Genomic DNA, 21,615 nt, shown 5'->3' with positions numbered 1-21,615 from the left:
CAAATATGTTACGTTAATTTTGTACGTTGTGGTGGGGCGTTTTGGCCGAGTTCCTGATCCGCGAGCTCGAGAATTTCTCGAGATTGTCCGCCGAGGACAGACGTGCGCTCGACCAGGCGGCGCGCCAGCGCACACGCCAGATCCGCCCGCGGGACGACATCGTGCGCGAGGGCGACCTGCCGCCGGGGGTGAACCTGATCCTCGACGGCTGGGCGTGCCGCTACAAGACCCTGGAGGACGGGCGCCGCCAGATCATCGCCTACCTGCTGCCCGGCGACCTGTGCGACCACGGCGTCCCGATCCTGCGCGAGATGGACCACTCGATCGGCACCCTCACCGCCGTCACCCTGGCCGAGATCACCCCCGAGACCATCCGCCAGCTCACCGCCGGACACGCCCGGCTGTCGCAGGCCCTGACCTGGGAATCCCTGGTGGCGGCGGCGATCCAGCGCGAGTGGACGGTCAATATCGGCCAGCGCACCGCCTTCGAGCGCCTCGGCCACCTGCTCTGCGAGCTCTATCTGCGCTTGCACGCGGTCGGGCTCACCCAGGGGCCGACCTGCGAGCTGCCCCTAACCCAGGCCGAGATCGCCGACACGATCGGGCTGTCGGTGGTGCACGTGAACCGTACCCTGCAGGAGCTGCGCGGCGCCGGCCTGATCGCGCTGCGCGGCCGCGAGCTCACCCTTCTTCGGCTCGACGCGCTGCAGCGGGCGGTGCAGTTCAACCCGAACTACCTGCATCTCGACCACGAGGGCCGCCACCTCGACGCCAACGAGACCTGAGGCCCGCGACGGATGTGGGCCCTGCAACCCGGGGTCGTCGCCCGCGCGGATTGACGGCCGCCGGGCCGGTGGGCGACAGACGGGCATCCCGCACAGACGCGTCGCCACGGCTCCCGCTTCCATGTCCCACGGGTCGTCCCGGGAGCCCGCCGCTCCCCAGCCCTCCCCGCTCACCGCCTCCCCGTCGACATCCGCCGCGCCGTTCACCCGCGCCGGCATCCTTCGGGGCATCCGGCTCAGCCTGCCGCTCTGGCCGAGCATCGCGGTCTTCGGCGCCGCCTTCGGGGCCGCGGCGGCCCAGCGCGGCGTGACCCTGGCGGAGGCCGCGGGCGCGAGCGCGCTCGTCTATGCCGGCTCGGCCCAGATGGTGACCCTGGAAGTGTGGGGCCAGCCCTGGACGCTGCGCGCGCTGCTGGCCGCCATGACGGTGACCGGCCTCATCAACGCCCGCATGATCCTGATGGGCGCGACGATCCAGCCCTGGATGCGCGGCACGCCGCTCTGGCGCACCGCGATGACCCTGTTCGTGCTCGTCGATGCGAGCTGGCTCATCGGCGTACGCCATCGCGCGGAGGGCGGGCGCGATCTCGGCGTGCTGTTCGGGGCCGGCATCGGCCTGTGGCCGCTCTGGGTCGCCTCGACGGTGGCCGGGCACTTGGCCGGCGCGCTCGTCACCCAGCCCCGGGCCTACGCCCTCGACATGATCCTGCCGGTGTTCTTCGCCGCCATGCTGGCGCCGCTGTGGCGCGGGGTGCGGCCGGCCCTGCCCTGGCTCGCCTCGGGCCTCGTCGCGCTCGTGGTGCAGCGGCTGGTGCCGGGCTACGCCTTCATCGCGGCGGGTGCGGCGGCCGGCCTCGTCACCGGCCTCCTCGTCGACGACGGGGCGGGCCGGTGATCGACGCGCTGCTGGCCGGCCCCGCCGGGCCCTGGATCGCCATCCTGGCGCTCGCCCTCGTCACCTATCTCTGCCGGGCGTCGGGCGTGGTGCTGATGAGCCGGGTCCGCCTCACCCCGCGGGTCGAGCGGGGCCTGCGCGCCCTGCCGGGCTCGATCGTGGTGGCGACCGCCGTGCCCACCGGCCTCTCGGCCGGGCTGCCGGGCCTGCTCGGCCTCGTCACCGCGGCCGGCGTGATGGCGCTGACCCGGTTCGAGCTGGCGGCGGTGCTGGCGGGCTTGGGGGTGGTGGCGCTGGGACGGGCCGTCGGGCTGTAGGCCGACCGGCTTTCCTCACCGCAACCGCTGTCGGATCCGGTACCCCAACCCATCCCGCACGTCGCGATAGCCGTCGAGGCGCTGCTCGCGCGAGCCCTGTCCCACGGTCGGGTCCGGGGTCGGCCAGTACTCGACCTCGGCCGCGAGCGTCCGGGTGAGTTCGAGCGCCGCGTGGTGGGCCTCCGGCGAGAGCGAGACGATCAGGTCGAAGTTCAGGCCCTCCCACTCCTCCAGCTCCTCCAGGGTGCGGGGGCGGTGGCGCGAGGCGTCGATGCCGATCTCGTCGAGGGCCGCGATCATGAACGGGTCCGCCGGCTCGCCCCCGCGCACGCCCGCCGACTGGACGTAGACCGACTTGCCGAAATAGTGCCGCGCCAGGGCCTCTGCGCAGGCCGAGCGCACAGCGTTGAAGTTGCAGACGAACAGGACCGACTGCACCCGCCGGCCCGGTCTCGCGGGGTCGGGCCGGGACGGGTCGGGTTTCGTCGGATCGGCCCCGGCGGGCGCGGCGCCGTCCGCGGAGGGGCCTTCGGGCACCGGCTCAGCCCTTCCAGTGCAGGGCGAAGATCAGCGTGAACAGCCGGCGGGCGGTGTCGTGGTCGATCTCGACCTTGCCCTCGAGGCGCTGGCGCAGCAGCTCGGACGCCTCGTTGTGGACCCCGCGCCGGCCCATGTCGATCGCTTCGATCTGGCTCGGCGAGGCGGTGCGGATCGCCTTGAAGTAGCTGTCGCAGATCATCTCGTAGTCGCGGATCACGCCGCGGAACGGCGTCAGCGACAGGAGATGGGTCATCACCGGCTGGCCGTCGGCGGTCGAGATCGCGAAGGACAGCTTGTTCTCGACGAGGCCGAGCGACAACCCGTAGGGACCGCCGTCGTTGTTGGCGACCCGGAAGGTGTTCGATTCCAGGATGTCGTAGATCGCGATGGCGCGCTCGTGCTCCTGGTCGGGATTGCCGCGCCCGATCGAATCCTCGTCGAGCGTCACCGCCGCCAGGCGTTGTCGCGGATCGGGAGCCTCGCTCGCCATCGGATCTCCTCCCCGGATCGTCGCGGGTTCGTTGTCAGGGCGTGCAGCAGAGGCGAGCGCGGCCTCCCGCGCAAGCCGGACGTAGGGTGGCTTGGGCGGGTTGATTAAAGGTTCAGGCGGATCGCCACCGAGCGGGCATGCCCGTCGAGCCCCTCCGAGCGGCCGAGCGTCACCGCCGCGGGGCCGAGCGCCCGCAGGGCCTCGGGGGTGCAGGAGAGGAGCGAGGTCCGCTTCATGAAGTCGAGCACGCCGAGGCCGGAGGAGAACCGGGCCGAGCGGGCGGTCGGCAGGACGTGGTTGGGGCCGCCGACATAGTCGCCGATCGCCTCGGGCGTGTGGGCGCCGAGGAAGATCGCGCCGGCGTTGCGCACCCGTGCCGCCAGGTCCTCGGCGTCGTGCGACTCGATCTCGAGGTGCTCGGGCGCGAGGCGGTCGACGAGCGGGATCGCGTCGGCGAGCCGCGCGACCCGCACGATCGCCCCGTAGTCGCGCCAGCTCGCGGTCGCGATCTCGGCCCGCCTCAGGGTCTTGAGCTGGCCCTCCACCGCCGCCGCCACGGCGTCGGCCAGCGCGTCGCTGTCGGTGACGAGGATGGCCTGCGCGGCGGTGTCGTGCTCGGCCTGGGCGAGCAGGTCGGCCGCCACCCATTCGGGGTTGGCGGAGGAATCGGCCAGGATCAGCACCTCGGAGGGACCGGCGATCATGTCGATGCCGACCTGGCCGAAGACCCGGCGCTTGGCCGCCGCCACGTAGGCGTTGCCCGGGCCGACGATCTTGGCCACCGGCCGGATCGTCGCCGTGCCGTAGGCGAGGGCCGCCACGGCCTGGGCGCCGCCGACGCGGAACACCTCGTCGACCCCGGCGAGCTTGGCGGCGGCGAGCACCAGCGGGTTGGTGACCCCGTCCGGCGTCGGCACCACCATGGCGATGCGCGGCACGCCCGCGACCTTGGCCGGCACCGCGTTCATCAAGACCGAGGACGGGTAGCTCGCGGTGCCGCCCGGCACGTAGAGGCCGACCGATTCGATCGCGGTCCAGCGCCAGCCCAGCGTCACGCCGAGGGCGTCGGTCTCGCGGTGGTCCGCCGGCACCTGGGCGCGGTGGTAGGTCTCGATCCGCGCCTTGGCCAGCGCCAGCGCGTCGAGGGCCTCGGCCGAGCAGGACGCGGTGGCGGCCTCGATCTCCTCGGCGGAGACCCGGATGGTGTCCGGCGTCAGGTCGAGCCGGTCGAAGCGGCGGGTGTAGTCGATCACCGCGTCGTCGCCGCGGGCGACCACCTCCGCGATGATGTCGCGCACCGCCGCGTCGACGTCCTCCGAGACCTCGCGCTTGACCGAGAGCAGGCGGGTGAAGTGCGACTCGAAATCGGGATCGCGGGAATCGAGGCGCTGCATGCGGAATCCGGTCTCGTGTCGGCGGGCCGAAGGAACGGGCCCGAGAGGAGGGACGGGCCGGCGGATCGTGCCAGGGCCCGCCGACTGCCAAAAAATTCAGGCCGCGTCGAGGGGCCTGTCGTGGGAGGCGTGCAGCGGCTTGCTGTCGGCCTGCCAGACCGGGCCGAGATCCTTCATCGCCGCCTCGATGCATTCGAGCTCGAGCCGGATCGCCCCGCCGCCGGCAAAGACCAGGGTGGCGGTGCCCGACGGCGCCTCGCCGGGCTCGAACGTGATGGCGAGGAGTTCGAGCGGGCTGTCGGGTTCGTCGCGCGGGATGTTGCGGCAGCGGACGGCCAGCACCCGCTCGAAGTGCAGCCCGGTGAGCCGGCGGCGCGGCGGGGCGCCGTCGGGGCTCTCCCAGTCGAAGCGCCGCGCCACCAGGGCGAAGCGGCGCTCCCGCGGCAGGTAGGCGAGGTCGCCGGTGCGCAGGACCGCGTCCTGGAGGTGGGTCGAGATGATCGCGAGATCGTCGGCGTCGAGGGCAGCGAGCTTCAGGAGCTCCATCTCCGCATCCTTCACTGTCGGCGTCCCTGTGCTGGGGGCCGGTCGCCTCGGCGGTCGCGGCCCGTGCTGTCGAAAAGGGTGGTCGCCCGTAGGTGGCGACGTCCCCCGCCCGCGACAACCGCTTCCGGCGCGATGAGGCCGCCCCGTGGCATCCGCGCCCGCCCCGCTGCCGTGACGGCACCGAATCGCCTCAGCGCGCGTTCATGTGGCTGCACCTAGCGTGACCGGTGAAACGATCCGGCACACCATCCGATACGAAGGAGAGATCCGTGAAGACCGTGATGACCGCGGCCCTGGCCGCCCTGACCCTCGGCCTCGGCGTCGCGCCCGCCTTCGCGCAGTACGGCTACGGCGGCTACGACGACGACCGCCCGCGCCGCCGCTACGAGGAGCGCTACGACTACGACCGCCCGCGCGTCCAGCGCTACGATTACGACCGCCCGGGCTACCGCGAGTACGGCGGCGGCCGCCTCGGCCGGATCTGCGTCACCGCCCGCGGCAACTGCCCGACCCGGCCCGCCCCGCTCAACTCGTCCTGCGGCTGCGAGGTCCCGGGCTTCGGCTTCAAGCGCGGCGCCATCGGGTACTGACCCCATCGCTCCGCCATCCCCCACTGAACGCGGCGTCAATCCCAGATGTCCGCGTTCAGGATCTCGTGCGCCAGGGCCCGGCTCGGCTCGCGGTGGAGGCCGGGCCCCGAGAGCACGAACTCGACGTCGGCGAGGCGCGGCAGCTCGGGATGGGCGAGTTCCTGCAACCCGTCCGGGATCAGGCTGCGGGGCTGGGCCATCACGCCGACGCCTGCGAGCGCGGCGGCGCGCAAGCCGCTGAGGCTGGCGCAGGTGCAGGTGACCCGGAAGGCCCGCCCCTCCTGGGTCAGCGCCGCCAGCGCGATCGCCCGGGTGATGCTGGGGGCCGGGAAGCTCGCGAGCGCCACCGGCTCGCCCCGCTCGGGCAGCGCGGTGGGCAGCCCGACCCAGACCAGCCGGTCGCGCCGCACCAGCACCCCTTGCGTCTCGCCGACATGGCGCTTGCCGAGCACGAGGTCGAGCTCGCCGCGCGCCAGGGCGTCGTTCAGGAATCCCGTGAGCGCCACGCTCAGCTCGAGGTCGACCGACGGATAGGCCTCGCGGAAATCGCGCAGGACGTCGGACAGCCGGCTCTGCACGAAATCCTCCGAGGCGCCGAACCGCACCTTGCCGCGCACCGGGCCGCCGGCGAGCGCCCGCTCCAGCCGCTCGTGCGCGTCGAGCACCGTGCGGGCAAAGCCGAGCACAGTCTCGCCCTCCGGGGTCAGCGCCACCGAGTGGGTGTCGCGGGCGACCAGCCGGTGGCCGAGCTGCGCCTCCAGGCGCTGGACGTGCTGGCTCACCGTCGACTGGCCCAGCCCGAGCTGCTCGGCCGCCCGGCTGAAGCTGCGGCTGCGCACCACCGCCGCCAGGGTGCGCAGCAGCACGGGGTCGACCAGGCGAGTCATGTCGGTCGCATCACGTCGAAGGCACCACGGCGGCTCTCCGCATCCTGCATGAACGAGGCCCAGGCTATCGCATTTCGCGATAACTGTAATCCTGGAGCCGTGCGTACCCATGCGGGCACGGGCCGGTTAGGGAGAAGGGGATCCCGTCAGACCCCGACCTTTCCGGCCCGCCATGCTCTCTCGCCTGCGTCCCGACAACTTCACCCTGATGATCGTCGGCGCCCTGATCCTCGGCAGCGTCCTGCCGGTGCAGGACAGGGCGGCCGAATGGCTCAGCCTGTTCGCCAACGGCATGATCGCGCTGCTGTTCTTCCTGCACGGCGCGCGCATCGACCGGCAGACGGCGCTCGCCGGCCTGGTGCATTGGCGCCTGCACCTCGTGGTGTTCGCCTCGACCTTCGTGCTCTTCCCGATCCTCGGCCTCGCTGCAGGCCTGCTCAGCCCGGCGCTGCTGACCCCCGCGCTCGCCGCCGGCGTCCTGTTCCTCTGCGTGCTGCCCTCGACCGTGCAATCCTCGATCGCCTTCACGTCGGTGGCGGGCGGCAACGTGCCGGCGGCGATCTGCTCGGCCTCGGCCTCGAACATCCTCGGCATGTTCATCACCCCGCTCCTCGTCGCGGTGCTGCTGAACTCGCAGGGCAGCCACCACGAGTTCGATTGGGCGGCGGTGGGCAAGATCATGGCGCAGCTGCTCCTGCCCTTCGCGCTCGGCCAGCTGCTGCAGCCGCGCCTCGGGCCCTGGCTGACCCGGCACAAGCCCCTGACCATGGTGGTCGACCGCGGCTCGATCCTGCTCATCGTCTACATCGCCTTCAGCCACGCGGTGGCGACCGGCCTGTGGAGCCGCACGCCGCTGCCGGCGCTCGCCACCATGCTGGTCGTCGACCTCGTGCTCCTCGCCCTCGTCCTGACGATCACCACCGCGGCGAGCCGCCTCCTCGGCTTCTCGAAGGAGGACGAGATCACCATCGTGTTCTGCGGCTCGAAGAAGAGCCTGGCCTCGGGCGTGCCGATGGCGAACGTGATCTTCGCCGGCCAGGACGTCGGCGGCATCCTCCTGCCGCTGATGCTGTTCCATCAGGTCCAGCTCATGGCCTGCGCGGCGCTCGCCCGCCGCTACGCCGCGCGCCTGCAGGCGCCGCCGGCCGCCGGGGCGATCCCCGTCGGCGCCGCACCGGCGGCGAAGCTCGCGGCGCGCTGACGCGCCCGGCGTTGACGAAGAATTCACGTCGTCGCGCCATTCTCCTGGGGAGCCACGTTGCGTACCGGCTCTCTCGATTGTCCGGCCCCGTCGCGCGTTCCGCGGCGGGGCCGTGCCGTTCGAGGCCGGGACCGGCGTCGTCGGTGGATCGGTGCCGGCACCACTGCCGGGACGTGCCGTCCTCCCGATTTTAAGTCTTCGTTCACCCCGTCGCTTCAGCGGGCGCACACCATCCGCCGCTAACCTCCCGGGCGCCGTCACCCGAGGAGGCGCCCGATGGGCACGTTCGTCCTGCCGCGCCGCGACCTCGCGGCGGTGCCGTTCCTTCAGCTTTTGCGCGGCTTCGGCCACGCCCTGATGGCGGCATTCATCTTCTTTGCCTGCTTCGCCTTCTCGGACACCTCGCCCTACGACCTCGTGGCGATCCCGACGATCGTGCTCTGGGTCCTGCTCGGCGTGCGGCTCTACCGGGGCGCGGTGCCCCTCGTCCTGGTGCTCCTGGTCTTCGTGGGAGCCACGGTCGTCGCCCTGATGCCCTATCTCGACGAGGAACTGCCGCCGGTCTGGACGGTGCAGCTGTGCTACCTCGCCGTCACCGGCATCTTCTTCACCATGTTCTTCTCCGACGAGTCCGACCGGCGGGTCGAGGTCGCCCTCAAGGTCTACACCGCCAGCGCGCTGTTCTGCGGGATCCTCGGCATCGGCGGCTATCTCGAGCTGATCGGCAACGACAAGCTGTTCAGCATGTATGGCCGGGCGTCGGGCACCTTCCAGGATCCGAACGTGTTCGGCTCGTTCCTGACGCTCGGCGCCTTCTACCTGATGCACGACCTGCTCACCGGCCGGGCCCGGCGCCCGCTCCTGTCGGGGCTCGGCCTTGCCATCCTGCTCGCCGGCGTGTTCCTGTCGTTCTCCCGCGGCTCCTGGGGCGGCACCCTGGCGATGGGCATCCTGCTGGTGGTGATGCTCTACCGCACCAGCGCCCCGCGGTTGCGCCGCCGCATCGTGCTGCTCGCCGCCCTCACGGCGGGGTTCGGGGCGGTGTCGCTCGCCGGCCTCCTCTCGGTCGGCGATGTCGGCGAGACCTTCTCGAAGCGCGCCGCCGTCACCCAGGACTACGACGAGGGCGAGACCGGCCGCTTCGGCAACCAGCTGCGCGGCATCGGCATGCTGATCGAGGATCCCCTCGGCATGGGCCCGCTGCGCTGGCGCCGCACCTTCAACCTCGAGCCGCACAACTCCTACATCGGCGCCTTCGCCAACGGCGGCTGGGTCGCCGGCGTCGCCTTCGTGTTCCTCGTGCTGATGACGAGCCGGGTGGGGTTTCGGCTGATGAGCCAGGACACGCCCTACCGGCGCCACGCCCAGATCGTGGTTCCGGCCCTCCTGATGTTCTTCCTCCAGGCGATGCAGATCGACATGGAGAAGTGGCGCCACGTCTACATGATGCTCGGCATGGTGTGGGGACTGGAGGCGGCACGGATGCGGTGGCTGGCCTCGGGGGAGGCGTGAGGCGGGCCTCGGTTTGCAGCCGCGGGCAAATGGGCTAGAGCCCGGCAAACCCCGCGCCGGCCTCCCGCCCGGGCCCGTCCCCGCGACGGGCGCCCGAGGCCGCGCCGACCGCTTCTTGTGCGAGACCCGATGTCCAAGCCCGCGAAGGCCGAGAAGGCCGCCACCCTCAAGCCCCGCCTGCCGCGCGGCCTCGTCGACCGCGGGCCGGCCGAGATCGCCGCCACGAACCGGATGCTGGACAAGATCCGCGAGAGCTTCGAGCTCTACGGCTTCGAGGCGGTCGAGACCCCGTTCATCGAGTACACCGAGGCGCTGGGCAAGTTCCTGCCCGACCTCGACCGGCCGAACGAGGGCGTGTTCTCGTTCCAGGACGACGACGAGTCCTGGCTGTCGTTGCGCTACGACCTGACGGCGCCGCTCGCCCGCTACGTCGCCGAGCATTTCGACGCGCTCCCCAAGCCCTATCGCAGCTACCGCGCCGGCTACGTCTTCCGCAACGAGAAGCCGGGCCCGGGCCGCTTCCGCCAGTTCATGCAGTTCGACGCCGACATCGTCGGCGCCCCGACCGTCGCGGCGGATGCCGAGATCTGCATGATGGCCGCCGACACGCTGGAGAAGGTCGGCATCGGCCGCGGCGACTACGTGGTCAAGGTCAACAACCGCAAGGTCCTCGACGGCGTGATGGAGGCCATCGGGCTGGGCGGCGCCGATCAGGCCGGGCGGCGCCTCATCGTGCTGCGGGCGATCGACAAGCTCGACCGCCTGGGCGCGGACGGCGTGCGCCTGCTGCTCGGCCCCGGCCGCAAGGACGAGAGCGGCGACTTCACCAAGGGCGCGGGCCTCTCCGACGAGGCGATCGAGCGCATCCTGCGCTACGTCTCGTTCCAGGCGAGCCCCACCGAGGGCGGCGACCGCCTCGCCTTCTGGGAGGACTTCTTCGGCGGCTGGAGCGAGGTCGTCGGCGCGTCCGAGACCGGGCGCCAGGGCATCGCCGAACTGCACACGATCATGAAGCTGTGCGAGGCGGCGGGCTACGGCCACGACCGGGTGCGGGCCGACCCGTCCGTGGTGCGCGGCCTGGAATACTATACCGGCCCGGTCTTCGAGGCCGAGCTGACCTTCCCGGTCGTCAACGAGGACGGCCAGACCGTGCGCTTCGGCTCGGTGGCGGGCGGCGGGCGCTATGACGGGCTCGTCGGCCGCTTCCGCTCCGAGCCGGTTCCGGCGACCGGGTTCTCGGTCGGCGTCTCGCGCCTGTTCTCCGCCCTCCAGGTCGTGCGCAGCCCGATCGTCTCGGGTCAGGCCGCCCCCGGCCCGGTGGTGGTGCTGGTGCTCGACCGCGAGGAGACCGCCGCCTACCAGGCGCTCGTCTCGAGCCTGCGCCAGGCCGGCATCCGCTCTGAGCTCTATCTCGGCGCCTCCGGCATGAAGGCCCAGATGAAGTACGCCGACCGCCGCGGCGCGCCGTGCGTCGTCATCCAGGGCAGCGACGAGCGGGCCAGGGGCGAGGTCCAGATCAAGGACCTGATCGAGGGCGCGAAGGCCGCCGAGGCGATCGCCAGCAACGCCGAGTGGAAGGCCGTTCGCCCGGCCCAGCTTTCGGTGCCGGTGGACGAGATGGTCGCCCGGGTGCGCGAGGTGCTGGCGCGGCATTACGGGGGGTGAGAGCCTTTCCCGCTCGCAACTCGTCGGTATCCGCTTCTCCCCGCAGGTGTAGGGCTGTCCGGGAAAAAGAACGGCGCGGTTTCCCCCTCCCCCTCTGCGGGGGAGGGTGCCCGGCTGCGAGTGCGAAGCACTCGTGCGCCGGGCGGGAGAGGGGGACCACGCTTCCGGGCGAGGCGGAGCCGTTCTGAAGGGCGCCATACTCGGCACCGTCGCGCTGCCCCTCTTGCGGGACTTCGTCCTGGCCCGACCCCTGCTGACGCAGGGGCCACCCTCCCCCGCAGAAGGGGGAGGGGGAAACCCGCGCTTGGTCTGGCGGCTGTCGACGATGCCAACCCTCCGCAAAGTGCCGCGCGGTCCCCACGGTCGCCAAGCCCGCCCGCGGCTGCTACAGGGCCGTCCGAGATTTGCAGGTGTTGTGACCAATGACGGGTAACGGAGCCGCGGCCCCCCGGCCGGCGGCGGCGCACGAGGCGCTCCTGGCGCTGTTCGAGGACCGGGGCTACGCGCGGGTCGAGCCGCCGGTGCTGCAGCCGGTCGAGCCCTTCCTGGAGCTGTCCGGCGAGGACATCCGCCGGCGCATCTTCATCACCCAGGACGGCGCCGGGGCGGAACTCTGCCTGCGGCCCGAATACACGATTCCGGTCGGGCGTCATCACCGCGCCATCGCCGACGGGCAGGCCGCCGATTACAGCTATCTCGGCCCGGTCTTCCGCCTGCGGGCGGCCGAGCCCGACGAGTTCCACCAGGCCGGCATCGAGTCGATCGGCCGGACCGACGTGCCGGCGGCCGATGCCGAGATCCTGGGTCTCGCCCTCGACGGGCTCGACCGGCTCGGGCGCGGCGAGGGCCAGGTGCGCCTCGGCGACATGGGCCTGATCACCGCGCTCCTCGACGCGCTGAACGTCCAGCCGGCGGCCAAGCGCCGGACGCTGCGGGCGGTGGCGGCCGGCCGCTCCCTCGACGCGGTCGCCGCGCCCGTCGCGGTCGATGCGGCCCATGCCGGCCTCCTCTCCGCCATCCAGGGCCAGGATCCGCAAGGGGTGCGCGCCTTCGTCGAGGACGTGCTCGCCATCGCGGGCATTAGCCGGGTCGGCGGCCGCACCGCCGGCGAGATCGCCGAGCGCTTCCTCGCCAAGGCCGCGGCCCATGCCGAAGGTGGCGCCGGCCTCGGGAAGAAGGCCCGCGAGGTGCTCGACGCCTATCTCGCGCTGACCGGCGATCCCGACGCTGCGGCATCGGCCGCCCGCGACCTCGCCCGTCGGGCCGGCCTCGACGACCCGCGGCTCGAGGCGGCGCTCGCCCTGTTCGAGGAGCGCAACGGCTTCATCGCCGCCCGCGGCCTGCCGCTCGAACGCTTCGTGTTCACTGGCAGCTTCGCCCGCAACCTCGACTACTATACCGGCTTCATCTTCGAGGTCGCGGACGGGGAGGGGGGCGAGTCCGCCGCAGGCATCAAGCCGCTCGTCGGTGGCGGACGCTACGACGGCCTGCTCCAGCATCTCGGCAGCACGGACGCCCTGCCCGCCGTGGGCTGCTCGTTCTGGCTCGAACGCCTCGGGGGTGAGCGCTGATGAGCGACACGATGATGGCAAGGACGATGGCAAGTCCCGTCGATGGCCCCCTGGTTCTCGCGGTGCCCTCGAAGGGCCGCCTGCAGGAGAACGCCGCCGCCTTCTTCGGCCGCGCCGGCCTGACGCTCGCCCAGACCAGCGGCGCCCGCGATTATCGCGGCCGCTTGAAAGGGGTGGACGGGGTCGAGGTGCGCTTCCTCTCGGCCTCTGAGATCGCCGGCCAGCTCGCGAGCGGGGCGGCCCATCTCGGCATCACCGGCGAGGACCTGATCCGCGAGACCCTGCCGGACGCCGCCGGCCAGGTCGAGCTCCTGACGCCGCTCGGCTTCGGCCAGGCCACCGTGGTGGTGGCGGTGCCCCAGGCCTGGATCGACGTGCGCTCGATGAGCGACCTCGACGAGGTGGCGAGCGACATGCGGGTGCGCCACGGCAAGCGCCTGCGCATCGCCACCAAGTACGTCAACCTGACCCGCCGCTTCTTCGCCGAGCACGGCGTCGCCGATTACCGCATCGTCGAGAGCTTAGGCGCCACCGAGGGCGCGCCGGCCTCCGGCAGCGCCGAGATCATCGTCGACATCACCACGACCGGCGCCACGCTCGCGGCGAACGCCCTGAAGATCCTCGACGACGGGGTGATCCTGCGCTCGGAGGCGAACCTCGTCGCCTCGCTCGCCGCCTCCTGGAGCGAGACCCCGCGCCGCGCCGTCCAGGCGGTGCTCGGCCGCATCAGCGCCGAGGAGCGGGCCCGCACCACCCGGGAGGTCCGGGCCGGCATGCCGGCGTCCGGCGAGATCGACCTCGCGGGTCTCGCCGCCCTGCACGAGGCCGAATTGCCCTACGGCGCGCCGGAGGGACGCGGCGAGATCGTGCTGCGCTGCCCCTCCGATGCGGTGTTCGGGCTCGCCGAGGCGCTGGTCCAGGCCGGCGCCCAGGCGGTGAGCGTGCGGCGGATCGACTACGCCTTCGCGGCGGAGAACCCGCTGGTGGAGCGGTTGCTGGGCCGGCTGACGTAAGCGGGCTTGGGCGCCTTGCCGTGCTGCGATCCGCGGGACCGGAGACGGAGGGCGCCCGGCGATGACGGAATTGCTTCGGCGAGCGGCGGCGGCATTGGAGCGGTTGCCCCCCGACCGGCAGGACGTGATCGCCCGCGGCGAGCTCGTGACCAACGAAGAGGTGAAAACGACGTTCCGCAGTTTCGTACGATGAAGCGATCAAGCCGTCACCTAGTTCCAAAATAGAACGCTGCTGCTCCCTCAACGGTACGATTGTTCGCGGAAGGAAATGTGCGAGCTTTTTCCCTCCCTCCTCTGCGGGGGAGGGTGGCGAAGGCAGTGAGCCGGGAGAGGGGACGCCGCTTCCGGAGAATCGCGAGAGTTTTGACAGGCGCCCTGCCTGGCACCGTCGCGCTGCCCTTCGCCCGCCCCGCTCCGCGGGGCACCCTCCCTCGCAGAGGGGGGAGGGGAAAAAGCCCGCGTCCTTGGCTTTTCCCCGAACGGCCCTGCCCTGCAAGGGAGAGGAGAACGGACTTCCGCGCTACTCCGCCGCCTCGACGAACACCGTCCCGGCCCGCGGCAGGTTCAGCGCGTCCCACACCTCCACCAGGGCTTCCGTCAGCGCCGCGATATGCGCCTCGCCGTGGAACGGCGACGGCGTGATGCGCAGGCGCTCGGTGCCGCGGGGCACGGTGGGGTAGTTGATCGGCTGGATGTAGATGCCGTGGCGCTCCAGCAGCCGGTCGGCCGCCGCCTTGCAGGCCTCCGCGTCGCCGACCATCACCGGGACGATGTGGGTCTCGGTGGCGAGCACCGGCAGGCCGGCATCGAGGAGGGCGGCCTTGGTGCGGGCGGCCTGGCGCTGGTGCGCCTCGCGCTCGGTGCCCGACTGCTTGAGGTGGCGGATCGACGCGATGGCGGCGGCGGCGATCGCCGGGGGGAGCGCGGTCGTGAAGATGAAGCCGGGGGCGTGGCTGCGCACCGCGTCGCAGAGCGCCGCCGAGCCGGTGATGTAGCCGCCGACGCAGCCGAAGCCCTTGGCGAGCGTGCCCTCGATCACGTCGACCCGGTCCATCACCCGGTCGCGCTCGGCGATGCCGGCGCCGCGCGGCCCGTAGAGGCCGACCGCGTGGACCTCGTCGAGGTAGGTCATGGCGCCGTAACGCTCGGCGAGGTCGCAGATCCTGCCGATCGGCGCCACGTCGCCGTCCATCGAGTAGACGCTCTCGAAGGCGATCAGCTTCGGCCGGTCGCCGGCCGCGATCAGCAGCTCCTCGAGGTGGGCGAGGTCGTTGTGGCGGAAGATCTGCTTGTCGCAGCCCGACTGGCGCACGCCCTCGATCATCGAGTTGTGGTTGAAGGCGTCCGACAGGATCAGGCAGTGCGGGATCAGCTTGGCGATCGTCGAGATGCCGGCCTGGTTTGAGACGTAGCCGGAGGTGAAGACGAGGCCCGCCTCCTTGCCGTGCAGGTCGGCGAGCTCGCGCTCCAGGTCGACGAGCGGCGAATTGTTGCCGGCGATGTTGCGGGTGCCGCCGGCGCCGACGCCGCAGCGCTGCGCGGTCTCGGTGAGCGCGCCCACCACCGCCGGGTGCTGACCCATGCCGAGATAGTCGTTCGAGCACCACACGGTGATCTCGCGGGTGGTGGCGTCGGGACGGCGCCACTGCGCGGCGGGAAAGCGGCCGTTGATGCGCTCGATGTCGGCGAAGACGCGGTAGCGGCGCTCGCCGTGCAGGCGCTCGATGGCGCCGCGGAAGAGGGCCTGGTAGTCGGTCGCGCCCTGAACGGGGTCGGGGCGGGTCTCGGGCCGGGTCTCGGGCATCGTGGTCCTTCGCGGTCTGGCCGGACGGCTGTCCGGGGCGGGACCGGGCGAGGCCCCGGGAAGGAGCCCGTCCGCGCGGCGTGGGACCGGGATCGCCGATCCGCCGCTGGTCGCGCCTTGATCTCGCTCAAATGCGACGGCTTTGTCTTTTGAAAAAGTCGAGGGCGAGGCGGGCGTTCTGACGCCTCCCGCACGGGCACGGAAGCTGGAAATTGGTCATGGCGACGAAGGGTCGCGCGCGATGAGCGGGCGGGAAGACGGCAGGTCCGGCGACGGAACCCGGGAGCAGCGCCTGAAGGCGGCGCTCCGGGACAACCTCAAGCGCCGCAAGGCGCAGGCGCGGGGCCGGGAGGCGGCCGAGCCCGGCGAGGCCCCGCCGGACGCACCCGCGGATCGAACCGGCGGGGATGGGCGTTGACGCGCAAGCGTAGCGGTCGCATCGCTGCGGTGCAATAAACGGGTTTCGGAATCGGGGCGCGCTTCAATGGCGCGCCGGACGCGCCGCGAGAGGCGCGAGGGACGTTCTCACCATGGATCGCATTCACATCGTCGGCGGAAAGCCGCTTCACGGCATCATCCCGATCTCGGGCGCCAAGAACGCGGCGCTGCCGCTGATGATCGCCAGCCTGCTCACCGGCGAGACGCTCGAGCTCTCGAACGTGCCCCGGCTCGCCGACGTCGCCTCGCTCCTGCGCATCCTCGGCAATCACGGCGTCGACCACATGGTGGTGGGCAAGCGTCCGGGCCAGACCACCGAGGCCGGCCAGACGATCCGGCTCACCGCCTCGAACGTCATCGACACCACGGCGCCCTACGACCTCGTCTCGACCATGCGGGCGAGCTTCTGGGTGATCGCGCCGCTGCTCGCCCGCTTCGGCGAGGCGCGGGTGTCGCTGCCGGGCGGCTGCGCCATCGGCACGCGCCCGGTCGACCTGCTGCTGATGGCGCTGGAGACGCTCGGCGCCACGATCGAGATCGACGGCGGCTACGCGGTGGCGCGCACCAAGAACGGCTTGCGCGGCGGCGAGATCAAGTTCCCGAAGGTCACAGTCGGCGGCACCCACGTCGCCCTGATGGCGGCGGTGCTGGCGCATGGCACCACGGTGATCGAGAACGCCGCCCGCGAGCCGGAGGTGGTGGATCTCGCCGCCTGCCTGACCCGGATGGGCGCGCGGATCGAGGGCGCCGGCACGCCCCGCATCGAGATCGAGGGCGTGTCGCGCCTCTCGGGCGCCCGCCACGCGGTACTGCCCGACCGGATCGAGACCGGCACCTACGCGATGGCGGTGGCGATGACCGGCGGCGACGTGACGCTCGAGAACACCCGGGCCGACCTCCTGCACAGCGCGCTCGACATCCTGGGCACCACCGGCACCGAGGTCACGCCGCTCGACCACGGCATCCGGGTGCGCCGCAACGGCCACGGCATCGCGGCGGTCGACATCACCACCGATCCGTTCCCGGGCTTCCCGACCGACCTCCAGGCCCAGTTCATGGCCCTGATGACCCGGGCCAAGGGCCAGTCGCGCATCCGCGAGACGATCTTCGAGAACCGCTTCATGCACGTGCAGGAGCTCGCCCGCCTCGGCGCGAAGATCCGGCTCGAGGGCGACGTCGCGGTGGTCGAGGGCGTCGAGCGTCTCAAGGGCGCGCCCGTGATGGCGACGGACCTGCGCGCCTCGGTCTCGCTGGTCATCGCCGGGCTCGCCGCCGAGGGCGAGACCCAGATCAACCGGGTCTACCACCTCGACCGCGGCTTCGAGGCGCTGGAGGCCAAGCTCGTGCGCTGCGGCGCCGAGATCCGCCGCGAGCGGGTGTGAGGTCCACTTCCAGACGATCGGGCGATGGGATCTAACAAAAGACGCGCGTGAACCGGCCCGGCGGATGTTCCCGCCGGGCTCAAGCCTCCGTTAGGCTTGAGTCGCGTCAACCGTTGTCCGGGCGGCCGGGGGCCGGCATCGTGCCGCCACTCTCGGTCGATCGCGGGCGGGAGCGGTTCAACCGGAGCGATCCAGTGCCCTCTCTCTCAACCAAGCTGATCCCGCCCGGGATGCTGAACGTCATCAAGCGTTCGCCGTCCCTCTACGCCGCCGGGCGCAAGGCCCGCTTCGCGCTCGGCTCGCGCCTCGGCGCCCGGCCGGTCGCCGGCATCGGCCGGGCCCACTACAACGACTTCATGCTGACCTCGACCGCCCCCGACCGGGTGGCGAGCTATACGACGGGCGCACGCCAGTTCGTCGACATCCTGGAGACGGCGCTCAGGGAGGCCGGGCGCGACTGGGACTCGGTCGGCCAGGCGCTGGAGATCGGCTGCGGCTACGGCCGCATCGTGCGCGAGCTGTCGCGGCGGCTGCCGGGCAACCGCATCGCGGTCTGCGACGTGATCGACGAGGGCGCCCGCTTCACGGCGTCCGAGTTCGGCGCGACCCAGGTGCCGGTGATGGAGCGCGCCGCGGTCAAGCCGTCCGCGGCCTACGACCTGATCTACCTGCTCTCGGTCTACACCCATCTGCCGCGGGACTTCGTGGTCTCGAACCTGCGCGACGTCGCCCGCGCCCTGAAGCCCGGCGGCGTCGCGGTGTTCACCATCCACGGCCAGGGCTCGGCCGAGACGGCGGAGCGTTACGAGCAGTACTGGCTCGACAAGCCGGGGGTGCTCTCGGCGATGGCGCAGGCCGGCTACTACTACGCCCGCTACCCCTACTACACCGACGAGTACGGCCTGACCTGGTTCACCAAGGACGCGGTCGAGCGCCTGGTGGCCGAGGCGGCGCCGGAGCTGGAGCCCGTCTCGTACCGGCCGATGCAGCTCGACGCGCACCAGGACGTCTACGTCTATCGCAAGCGCGGCTGAACGGGTGCCGGGGCGGATCGGATCCGCCCCGGCCCGGTCCTCAGGCCGCCGCCTCCGCGGGCTTGGTCCGCTCGGCGGCGAGCCGGGTGACGGCGGCGAAGTCGACCTTGCCGGAGCCGAGCTGGGGCAGCGCGTCCACCGCCACGATCTCGGCCGGCACGGCGAGCTCGCTGAGGCCGCTGGCCCGGGCGCGCGCCTGGAAGGCGGCGCGGGTCGCATCCTTCTTCTCGGTCACCAGCACCAGCCGCTCGCCCTTGCGGGCATCGGGCAGGGCCGCCACCGCGCTGGCGGCGTCGGGATAGAGCTCGGCGGCGACCGCCTCGACCGCGGCGAGCGAGATCATCTCGCCCCCGACCTTGGCGAAGCGCTTGGCCCGGCCGCGGATGGTGACGAAGCCGTCCGCATCGATCGTCACGATGTCGCCGGTGTCGTGCCAGCCCTCGGCCGGGGCCTCCAGCACGCCGGGCTTCTCGGCCCTGAGGTAGCCCAGCATCACGTTGGGGCCGCGCACGAACAGGCGCCCGCCTTCCGTGACGCCCGGGACCGGCTCGAGGCGCGCCTCCATGCCGGGCATGACCCGCCCGACGGTGCCGAAGCGGTTGAACATCGGGGTGTTGAGCGCCAGCACCGGCGCCGTCTCGGTGACGCCGTAGCCCTCCAGGATCCGCAGGCCGAACTTTTCGGCGTAGGCCTTGCGGGTCGCCGGCTTCACCGGCTCGGCCCCGGCCAGGATGTAGCGCAGCGAGCGGAAGTCGTAGGCGTGGGCGACCCGGGCGTAGCCGGCCAGGAACGTGTCGGTGCCGAACAGGATGGTCGCGTTCGAGCCGTAGACCAGCTCGGGCACGATCCGGTAGTGCAGCGGCGAGGGGTAGAGGTAGACCGGCACGCCGGAGACCAGCGGCAGCACCAGCCCGACGGTGAGCCCGAACGAGTGGAACACCGGCAGGACGTTGAACACCTTGTCGGTGCGGCCGAAATCGATCCGCGCCTGGGCCTGGGCGGCGTTGGCCAGCATGTTGCGGTGGGAGAGCACCACGCCCTTCGGCGTGCCCTCGCTGCCCGACGTGAACAGGATCGCGGCCGGGTCCTCGGGCTTGCGGGGGTGGATCGCCTGCCGCCAGCTCAAGAATCCGCGCAGCTTGTCGAGACGGCCGACCCGGCTCCGCACGTCTTCCAGGTAGACGATTTTCAGGCTCTGGCTCAGCGTCTCCAGGAGCGCGTCGAGGCGGCCCTTCTGCACGAAGGCCCGGGAGGTGACGAGGGTCTCGACCTCCGCGGCCTTGCAGGCGCTGAGGATGTTGGCCGGGCCGGCCGTGAAGTTGATCATCGCCGGCACGCGGCCGGCCGACATCACGCCGAGCACGGTGACGGCCGCCGCGTTGGCGTTCGGCAGCATCACGCCGATGGCGCGGCCCTGCGGCGCCAGCGGCCCGAGCTTGGCGCCCAGCACCCGGGCACCCATCAGCAGGCGCCGGTAGGTGAGCGTGCCGGTGACCGGATCCTCGAGCGCGACGCGGGCTCCGCCCTCGCGCTCGGCCGCCTCGACCACGGCGTCGAACACCGTGCGGTCGATCGGTGCGGTGCGGAAGATCAGGTCCGACATCACCCCGTAGAGCGCCGCGCCGGCGGCCTGGCGGCGGGCCTTGCCCTTGAGCGCCGGATCGACCTCGAGCCGCACCGGCTCCAGCACCGTCACGATGAACTTGGGCCACCAGCGCCGGCGGACCTGGGCCCGGGACAGGCGCGAGAATGCCGTCCGCTCCGGCCCCTCGATCTTCACCGGCACGACCGGCACGCCGGACTTGTCGGCGATGAGGCCGGCGCCGTCATAGACCTTCATCAGGCTGCCGGTGACGGTGAGGCGGCCTTCGGGGAAGATGATCAGGGTCTCGCCGCCCTTGACGGCGTTGATGAGCGTGCGCGTCGCCATCGGCTTCGTCGGGTCGAGCGGCAGCGCCCGGGTCAGCCACAGGAACGGCTTCACCCACCATTTCTGCGCGATGGTATGGTCGATGGCGAAGGTCGGCTCGCGCTCGGTCAGCGACAGGGCGAGGCCCGCATCCAGGAAGCTGACGTGGTTGAGGGCGATGATGGCGTTCGGCCCGGCCTTCTCGATGTTCTCCAGGCCCCGCACCTCGAGCCGGTAGAAGGCCCGGAAGACGATCGACAGGAAGTCGCGGAACCCGCTCGTCGGCAGGACCGCCATGACGGCGACGCCGGCGACGAGGTTGGCGATGCCCACGATCAGGAACTGCCCGGCCGAGGACAGGCCGGCCTTCTGCAGCACCGCGAGGCTGACGGCGCCGAGCACGATGAAGGCGGCGGCGAGCACGTTCGAGGCCGCGATGACCCGGGCCCGGCGCTCCTTCGGGGTCCAGGCCTGGAGCGCGGCGAAGGAGGGCACGATGAACAGGCCGGCGGCGGCGGCGAGCACCACGAAATCGACCGCGATGCGGGCGCCGCGCCACGACCCCAGGAACTCGAGGGCGCCGACGGGGGAGGGGGGCGGGACGCTCGCCGACGCCACGAGCGCGAGGTCGAGGGAGACGAGGCCCATGATCAGCGCCGCGATCGGCGTCGGCAGCATCACGATCCGCCCGGCGCAGAGCCAGGAGGCGAGGCCGGAGCCGAGCGCCACGCCGATCGAGAACAGGGCGAGAAGCGCCGTCACCACGGTCTCGTCGCCGCCGAAGGTGCGCTTCACCAGGGCCGGCAGCAGGGCCAGCACCACGGCGCCGACGAGCCAGAACCAGCTGGTGATGAGCCCGGTGCGCCACAGCCGCGTATCCTCGTAGAGGTCGCGCATCAGGGAGCCGGTCGAGCGCAGCACGTTGCGGTCGACCTCGAGGGTGGGCGCCGCCTCGCCGGTCGTCGGGATGGCGAGGCTGGCGAGCCAGCACAGGCCGGCAAAGCCCATCACCAGGAGGCCGAAGGCGTGCGCCCCGCCATGGGTGACGGCGAGCCCGCCCGCGATGGTGCCGGTGAGGATGGCGAGGAAGGTGGCGGCCTCGATGAGCGCGTTGCCGGCCGGCAGCTCGGCGCGCGCCAGGTGGTCGGGCAGGATGCCGTACTTGATCGGCCCGAACAGGGCCGCGACGATCCCGAACAGGACGAGGGCCACGAACAGGATCGGCACCGAGGAAAGCCAGAACCCGAGCACCGCGACGGCCGCCGCCAGGATCTCCGCTGCCTTGAGGCGGCGGGCGACGTAGGCCTTGTCGTAGCGGTCGGCGAGCTGGCCGCCGAGGCCGGACAGGAAGAAGAACGGCGCGATGAACGCCGCGCCGGCCAGCGTCACCAGGGCCGCCGAGCCGCCATCCGCGCCGCCGCCGACCCCGCCCGCCCCGAACATGATCAGGAACACCAGGGCGTTCTTGAGGAAGTTGTCGTTGAAGGCGGAGAAGAACTGGCACCAGAACAGGGGCGCGAAGCGCCGGCTGGCCATCAGCGATCCTGACATCGGGGCGTTCCTCGCTGGGTGTTGCGTCGTGCGTGGAGGCCGGGCCCCGGCCGCCGCGGAAGAGTGCTTAGCCGGTAAACCCTAATCGGCT

19 protein-coding genes are annotated in these 21,615 nt (G+C 71.8%); 12 read left to right on the top strand and 7 right to left on the bottom strand.

Translation table 11 applies throughout. From position 1 onward, the window contains the following. Nucleotides 1–41: 41 nt before the first annotated feature. The 3 genes from V3T34_RS11875 (at nt 42) to V3T34_RS11865 (ending at nt 1,997) form a co-directional block, all read left to right on the top strand. Complete coding sequence (locus tag V3T34_RS11875; protein ID WP_305078931.1) at nt 42–785, top strand: Crp/Fnr family transcriptional regulator; 744 nt, start codon at nt 42–44, stop codon at nt 783–785. Nucleotides 786–906: 121 nt separating this feature from the next. Further along, the gene (locus tag V3T34_RS11870; RefSeq protein WP_305078932.1) at nt 907–1,680 is read left to right on the top strand and encodes an AzlC family ABC transporter permease; all 774 of its coding nucleotides are present in this window, start codon (nt 907–909) and stop codon (nt 1,678–1,680) included. Continuing rightward, complete coding sequence (locus tag V3T34_RS11865; protein ID WP_060845259.1) at nt 1,677–1,997, top strand: AzlD family protein; 321 nt, start codon at nt 1,677–1,679, stop codon at nt 1,995–1,997. The genes V3T34_RS11870 and V3T34_RS11865 overlap by 4 nt, the downstream gene beginning before the upstream one ends. Before the next feature lie 15 nt (nt 1,998–2,012). Here V3T34_RS11865 and V3T34_RS11860 read toward each other — a convergent pair whose 3' ends face one another. The 4 genes from V3T34_RS11860 to V3T34_RS11845 form a co-directional block, all read right to left on the bottom strand. After that, nucleotides 2,013–2,435: an arsenate-mycothiol transferase ArsC gene (locus tag V3T34_RS11860; protein ID WP_060845258.1), complete on the bottom strand. Its 423-nt coding sequence runs from the start codon at nt 2,433–2,435 to the stop codon at nt 2,013–2,015. Between the two features lie 103 nt (nt 2,436–2,538). Next, entirely contained in the window at nt 2,539–3,027 is a 489-nt protein-coding gene (locus tag V3T34_RS11855; RefSeq protein ID WP_060845257.1) for a UPF0262 family protein, read from the bottom strand. Between the two features lie 104 nt (nt 3,028–3,131). Further along, nucleotides 3,132–4,421 (bottom strand): histidinol dehydrogenase, encoded by a 1,290-nt coding sequence (gene hisD, locus V3T34_RS11850; protein ID WP_060845256.1) that lies wholly within the window; start codon nt 4,419–4,421, stop codon nt 3,132–3,134. Nucleotides 4,422–4,517: 96 nt separating this feature from the next. Continuing rightward, nucleotides 4,518–4,967 carry a DUF2948 family protein gene (locus tag V3T34_RS11845; protein ID WP_060845255.1) on the bottom strand — a complete coding sequence of 150 codons (450 nt, stop codon included), beginning with the start codon at nt 4,965–4,967 and terminating at the stop codon, nt 4,518–4,520. 269 nt (nt 4,968–5,236) lie between these two features. Between V3T34_RS11845 and V3T34_RS11840 the strand changes: the two genes are divergently transcribed. Then, nucleotides 5,237–5,557, top strand: coding sequence for a hypothetical protein (locus tag V3T34_RS11840; protein ID WP_329618813.1), 321 nt, complete (start codon nt 5,237–5,239; stop codon nt 5,555–5,557). A 35-nt stretch (nt 5,558–5,592) separates the two neighbouring features. On the opposite strand, the gene V3T34_RS11835 is transcribed toward V3T34_RS11840, so the two are convergent. Further along, entirely contained in the window at nt 5,593–6,444 is an 852-nt protein-coding gene (locus tag V3T34_RS11835) for a LysR substrate-binding domain-containing protein (RefSeq protein ID WP_305078933.1), read from the bottom strand. Between the two features lie 172 nt (nt 6,445–6,616). Here V3T34_RS11835 and V3T34_RS11830 point away from each other — a divergent pair, with 172 nt between their 5' ends. The 6 genes from V3T34_RS11830 to V3T34_RS11805 all read left to right on the top strand — a co-directional run bounded on the left by V3T34_RS11830 (nt 6,617) and on the right by V3T34_RS11805 (nt 13,599). Next, nucleotides 6,617–7,645, top strand: a complete 1,029-nt coding sequence (locus V3T34_RS11830) for a bile acid:sodium symporter family protein (protein WP_305078934.1) — start codon at nt 6,617–6,619, stop codon at nt 7,643–7,645. A 276-nt stretch (nt 7,646–7,921) separates the two neighbouring features. Further along, nucleotides 7,922–9,157 carry an O-antigen ligase family protein gene (locus V3T34_RS11825; RefSeq protein WP_305078935.1) on the top strand — a complete coding sequence of 412 codons (1,236 nt, stop codon included), beginning with the start codon at nt 7,922–7,924 and terminating at the stop codon, nt 9,155–9,157. A gap of 129 nt (nt 9,158–9,286) precedes the next feature. Then, nucleotides 9,287–10,822, top strand: a complete 1,536-nt coding sequence (gene hisS / locus V3T34_RS11820; protein ID WP_305078936.1) for a histidine--tRNA ligase — start codon at nt 9,287–9,289, stop codon at nt 10,820–10,822. Nucleotides 10,823–11,244: 422 nt separating this feature from the next. Next, complete coding sequence (locus V3T34_RS11815) at nt 11,245–12,393, top strand: ATP phosphoribosyltransferase regulatory subunit (protein ID WP_305078937.1); 1,149 nt, start codon at nt 11,245–11,247, stop codon at nt 12,391–12,393. After that, nucleotides 12,393–13,406, top strand: a complete 1,014-nt coding sequence (hisG, locus tag V3T34_RS11810) for an ATP phosphoribosyltransferase (RefSeq protein WP_305078938.1) — start codon at nt 12,393–12,395, stop codon at nt 13,404–13,406. Before V3T34_RS11815 ends, hisG begins: the two co-directional genes overlap by 1 nt. Nucleotides 13,407–13,467: 61 nt before the next feature. Beyond that, nucleotides 13,468–13,599: a hypothetical protein gene (locus tag V3T34_RS11805; protein ID WP_268926722.1), complete on the top strand. Its 132-nt coding sequence runs from the start codon at nt 13,468–13,470 to the stop codon at nt 13,597–13,599. A gap of 327 nt (nt 13,600–13,926) precedes the next feature. On the opposite strand, the gene hemA is transcribed toward V3T34_RS11805, so the two are convergent. Continuing rightward, a complete protein-coding gene (gene hemA / locus V3T34_RS11800) occupies nt 13,927–15,210 on the bottom strand; it encodes a 5-aminolevulinate synthase (protein ID WP_288588123.1) in 1,284 nt (427 codons plus the stop codon). 530 nt (nt 15,211–15,740) lie between these two features. On the opposite strand from hemA, the gene murA reads away from it, so the two are divergent. Continuing rightward, nucleotides 15,741–17,030, top strand: coding sequence for a UDP-N-acetylglucosamine 1-carboxyvinyltransferase (gene murA, locus V3T34_RS11795; protein ID WP_091882773.1), 1,290 nt, complete (start codon nt 15,741–15,743; stop codon nt 17,028–17,030). A gap of 194 nt (nt 17,031–17,224) precedes the next feature. Continuing rightward, nucleotides 17,225–18,064: a class I SAM-dependent methyltransferase gene (locus V3T34_RS11790; protein ID WP_139234882.1), complete on the top strand. Its 840-nt coding sequence runs from the start codon at nt 17,225–17,227 to the stop codon at nt 18,062–18,064. Nucleotides 18,065–18,104: 40 nt separating this feature from the next. Here the strand turns inward: V3T34_RS11790 and V3T34_RS11785 are convergent, their stop codons facing one another. Continuing rightward, a complete protein-coding gene (locus V3T34_RS11785) occupies nt 18,105–21,524 on the bottom strand; it encodes an acyl-[ACP]--phospholipid O-acyltransferase (RefSeq protein WP_305078939.1) in 3,420 nt (1,139 codons plus the stop codon). Nucleotides 21,525–21,615 lie beyond the last annotated feature (91 nt).

Source organism: Methylobacterium ajmalii (genome assembly GCF_036448855.1).
Classification (GTDB): Bacteria; Pseudomonadota; Alphaproteobacteria; order Rhizobiales; family Beijerinckiaceae; genus Methylobacterium; species Methylobacterium ajmalii.
This window is presented reverse-complemented; position numbering and strand designations above follow the sequence as displayed.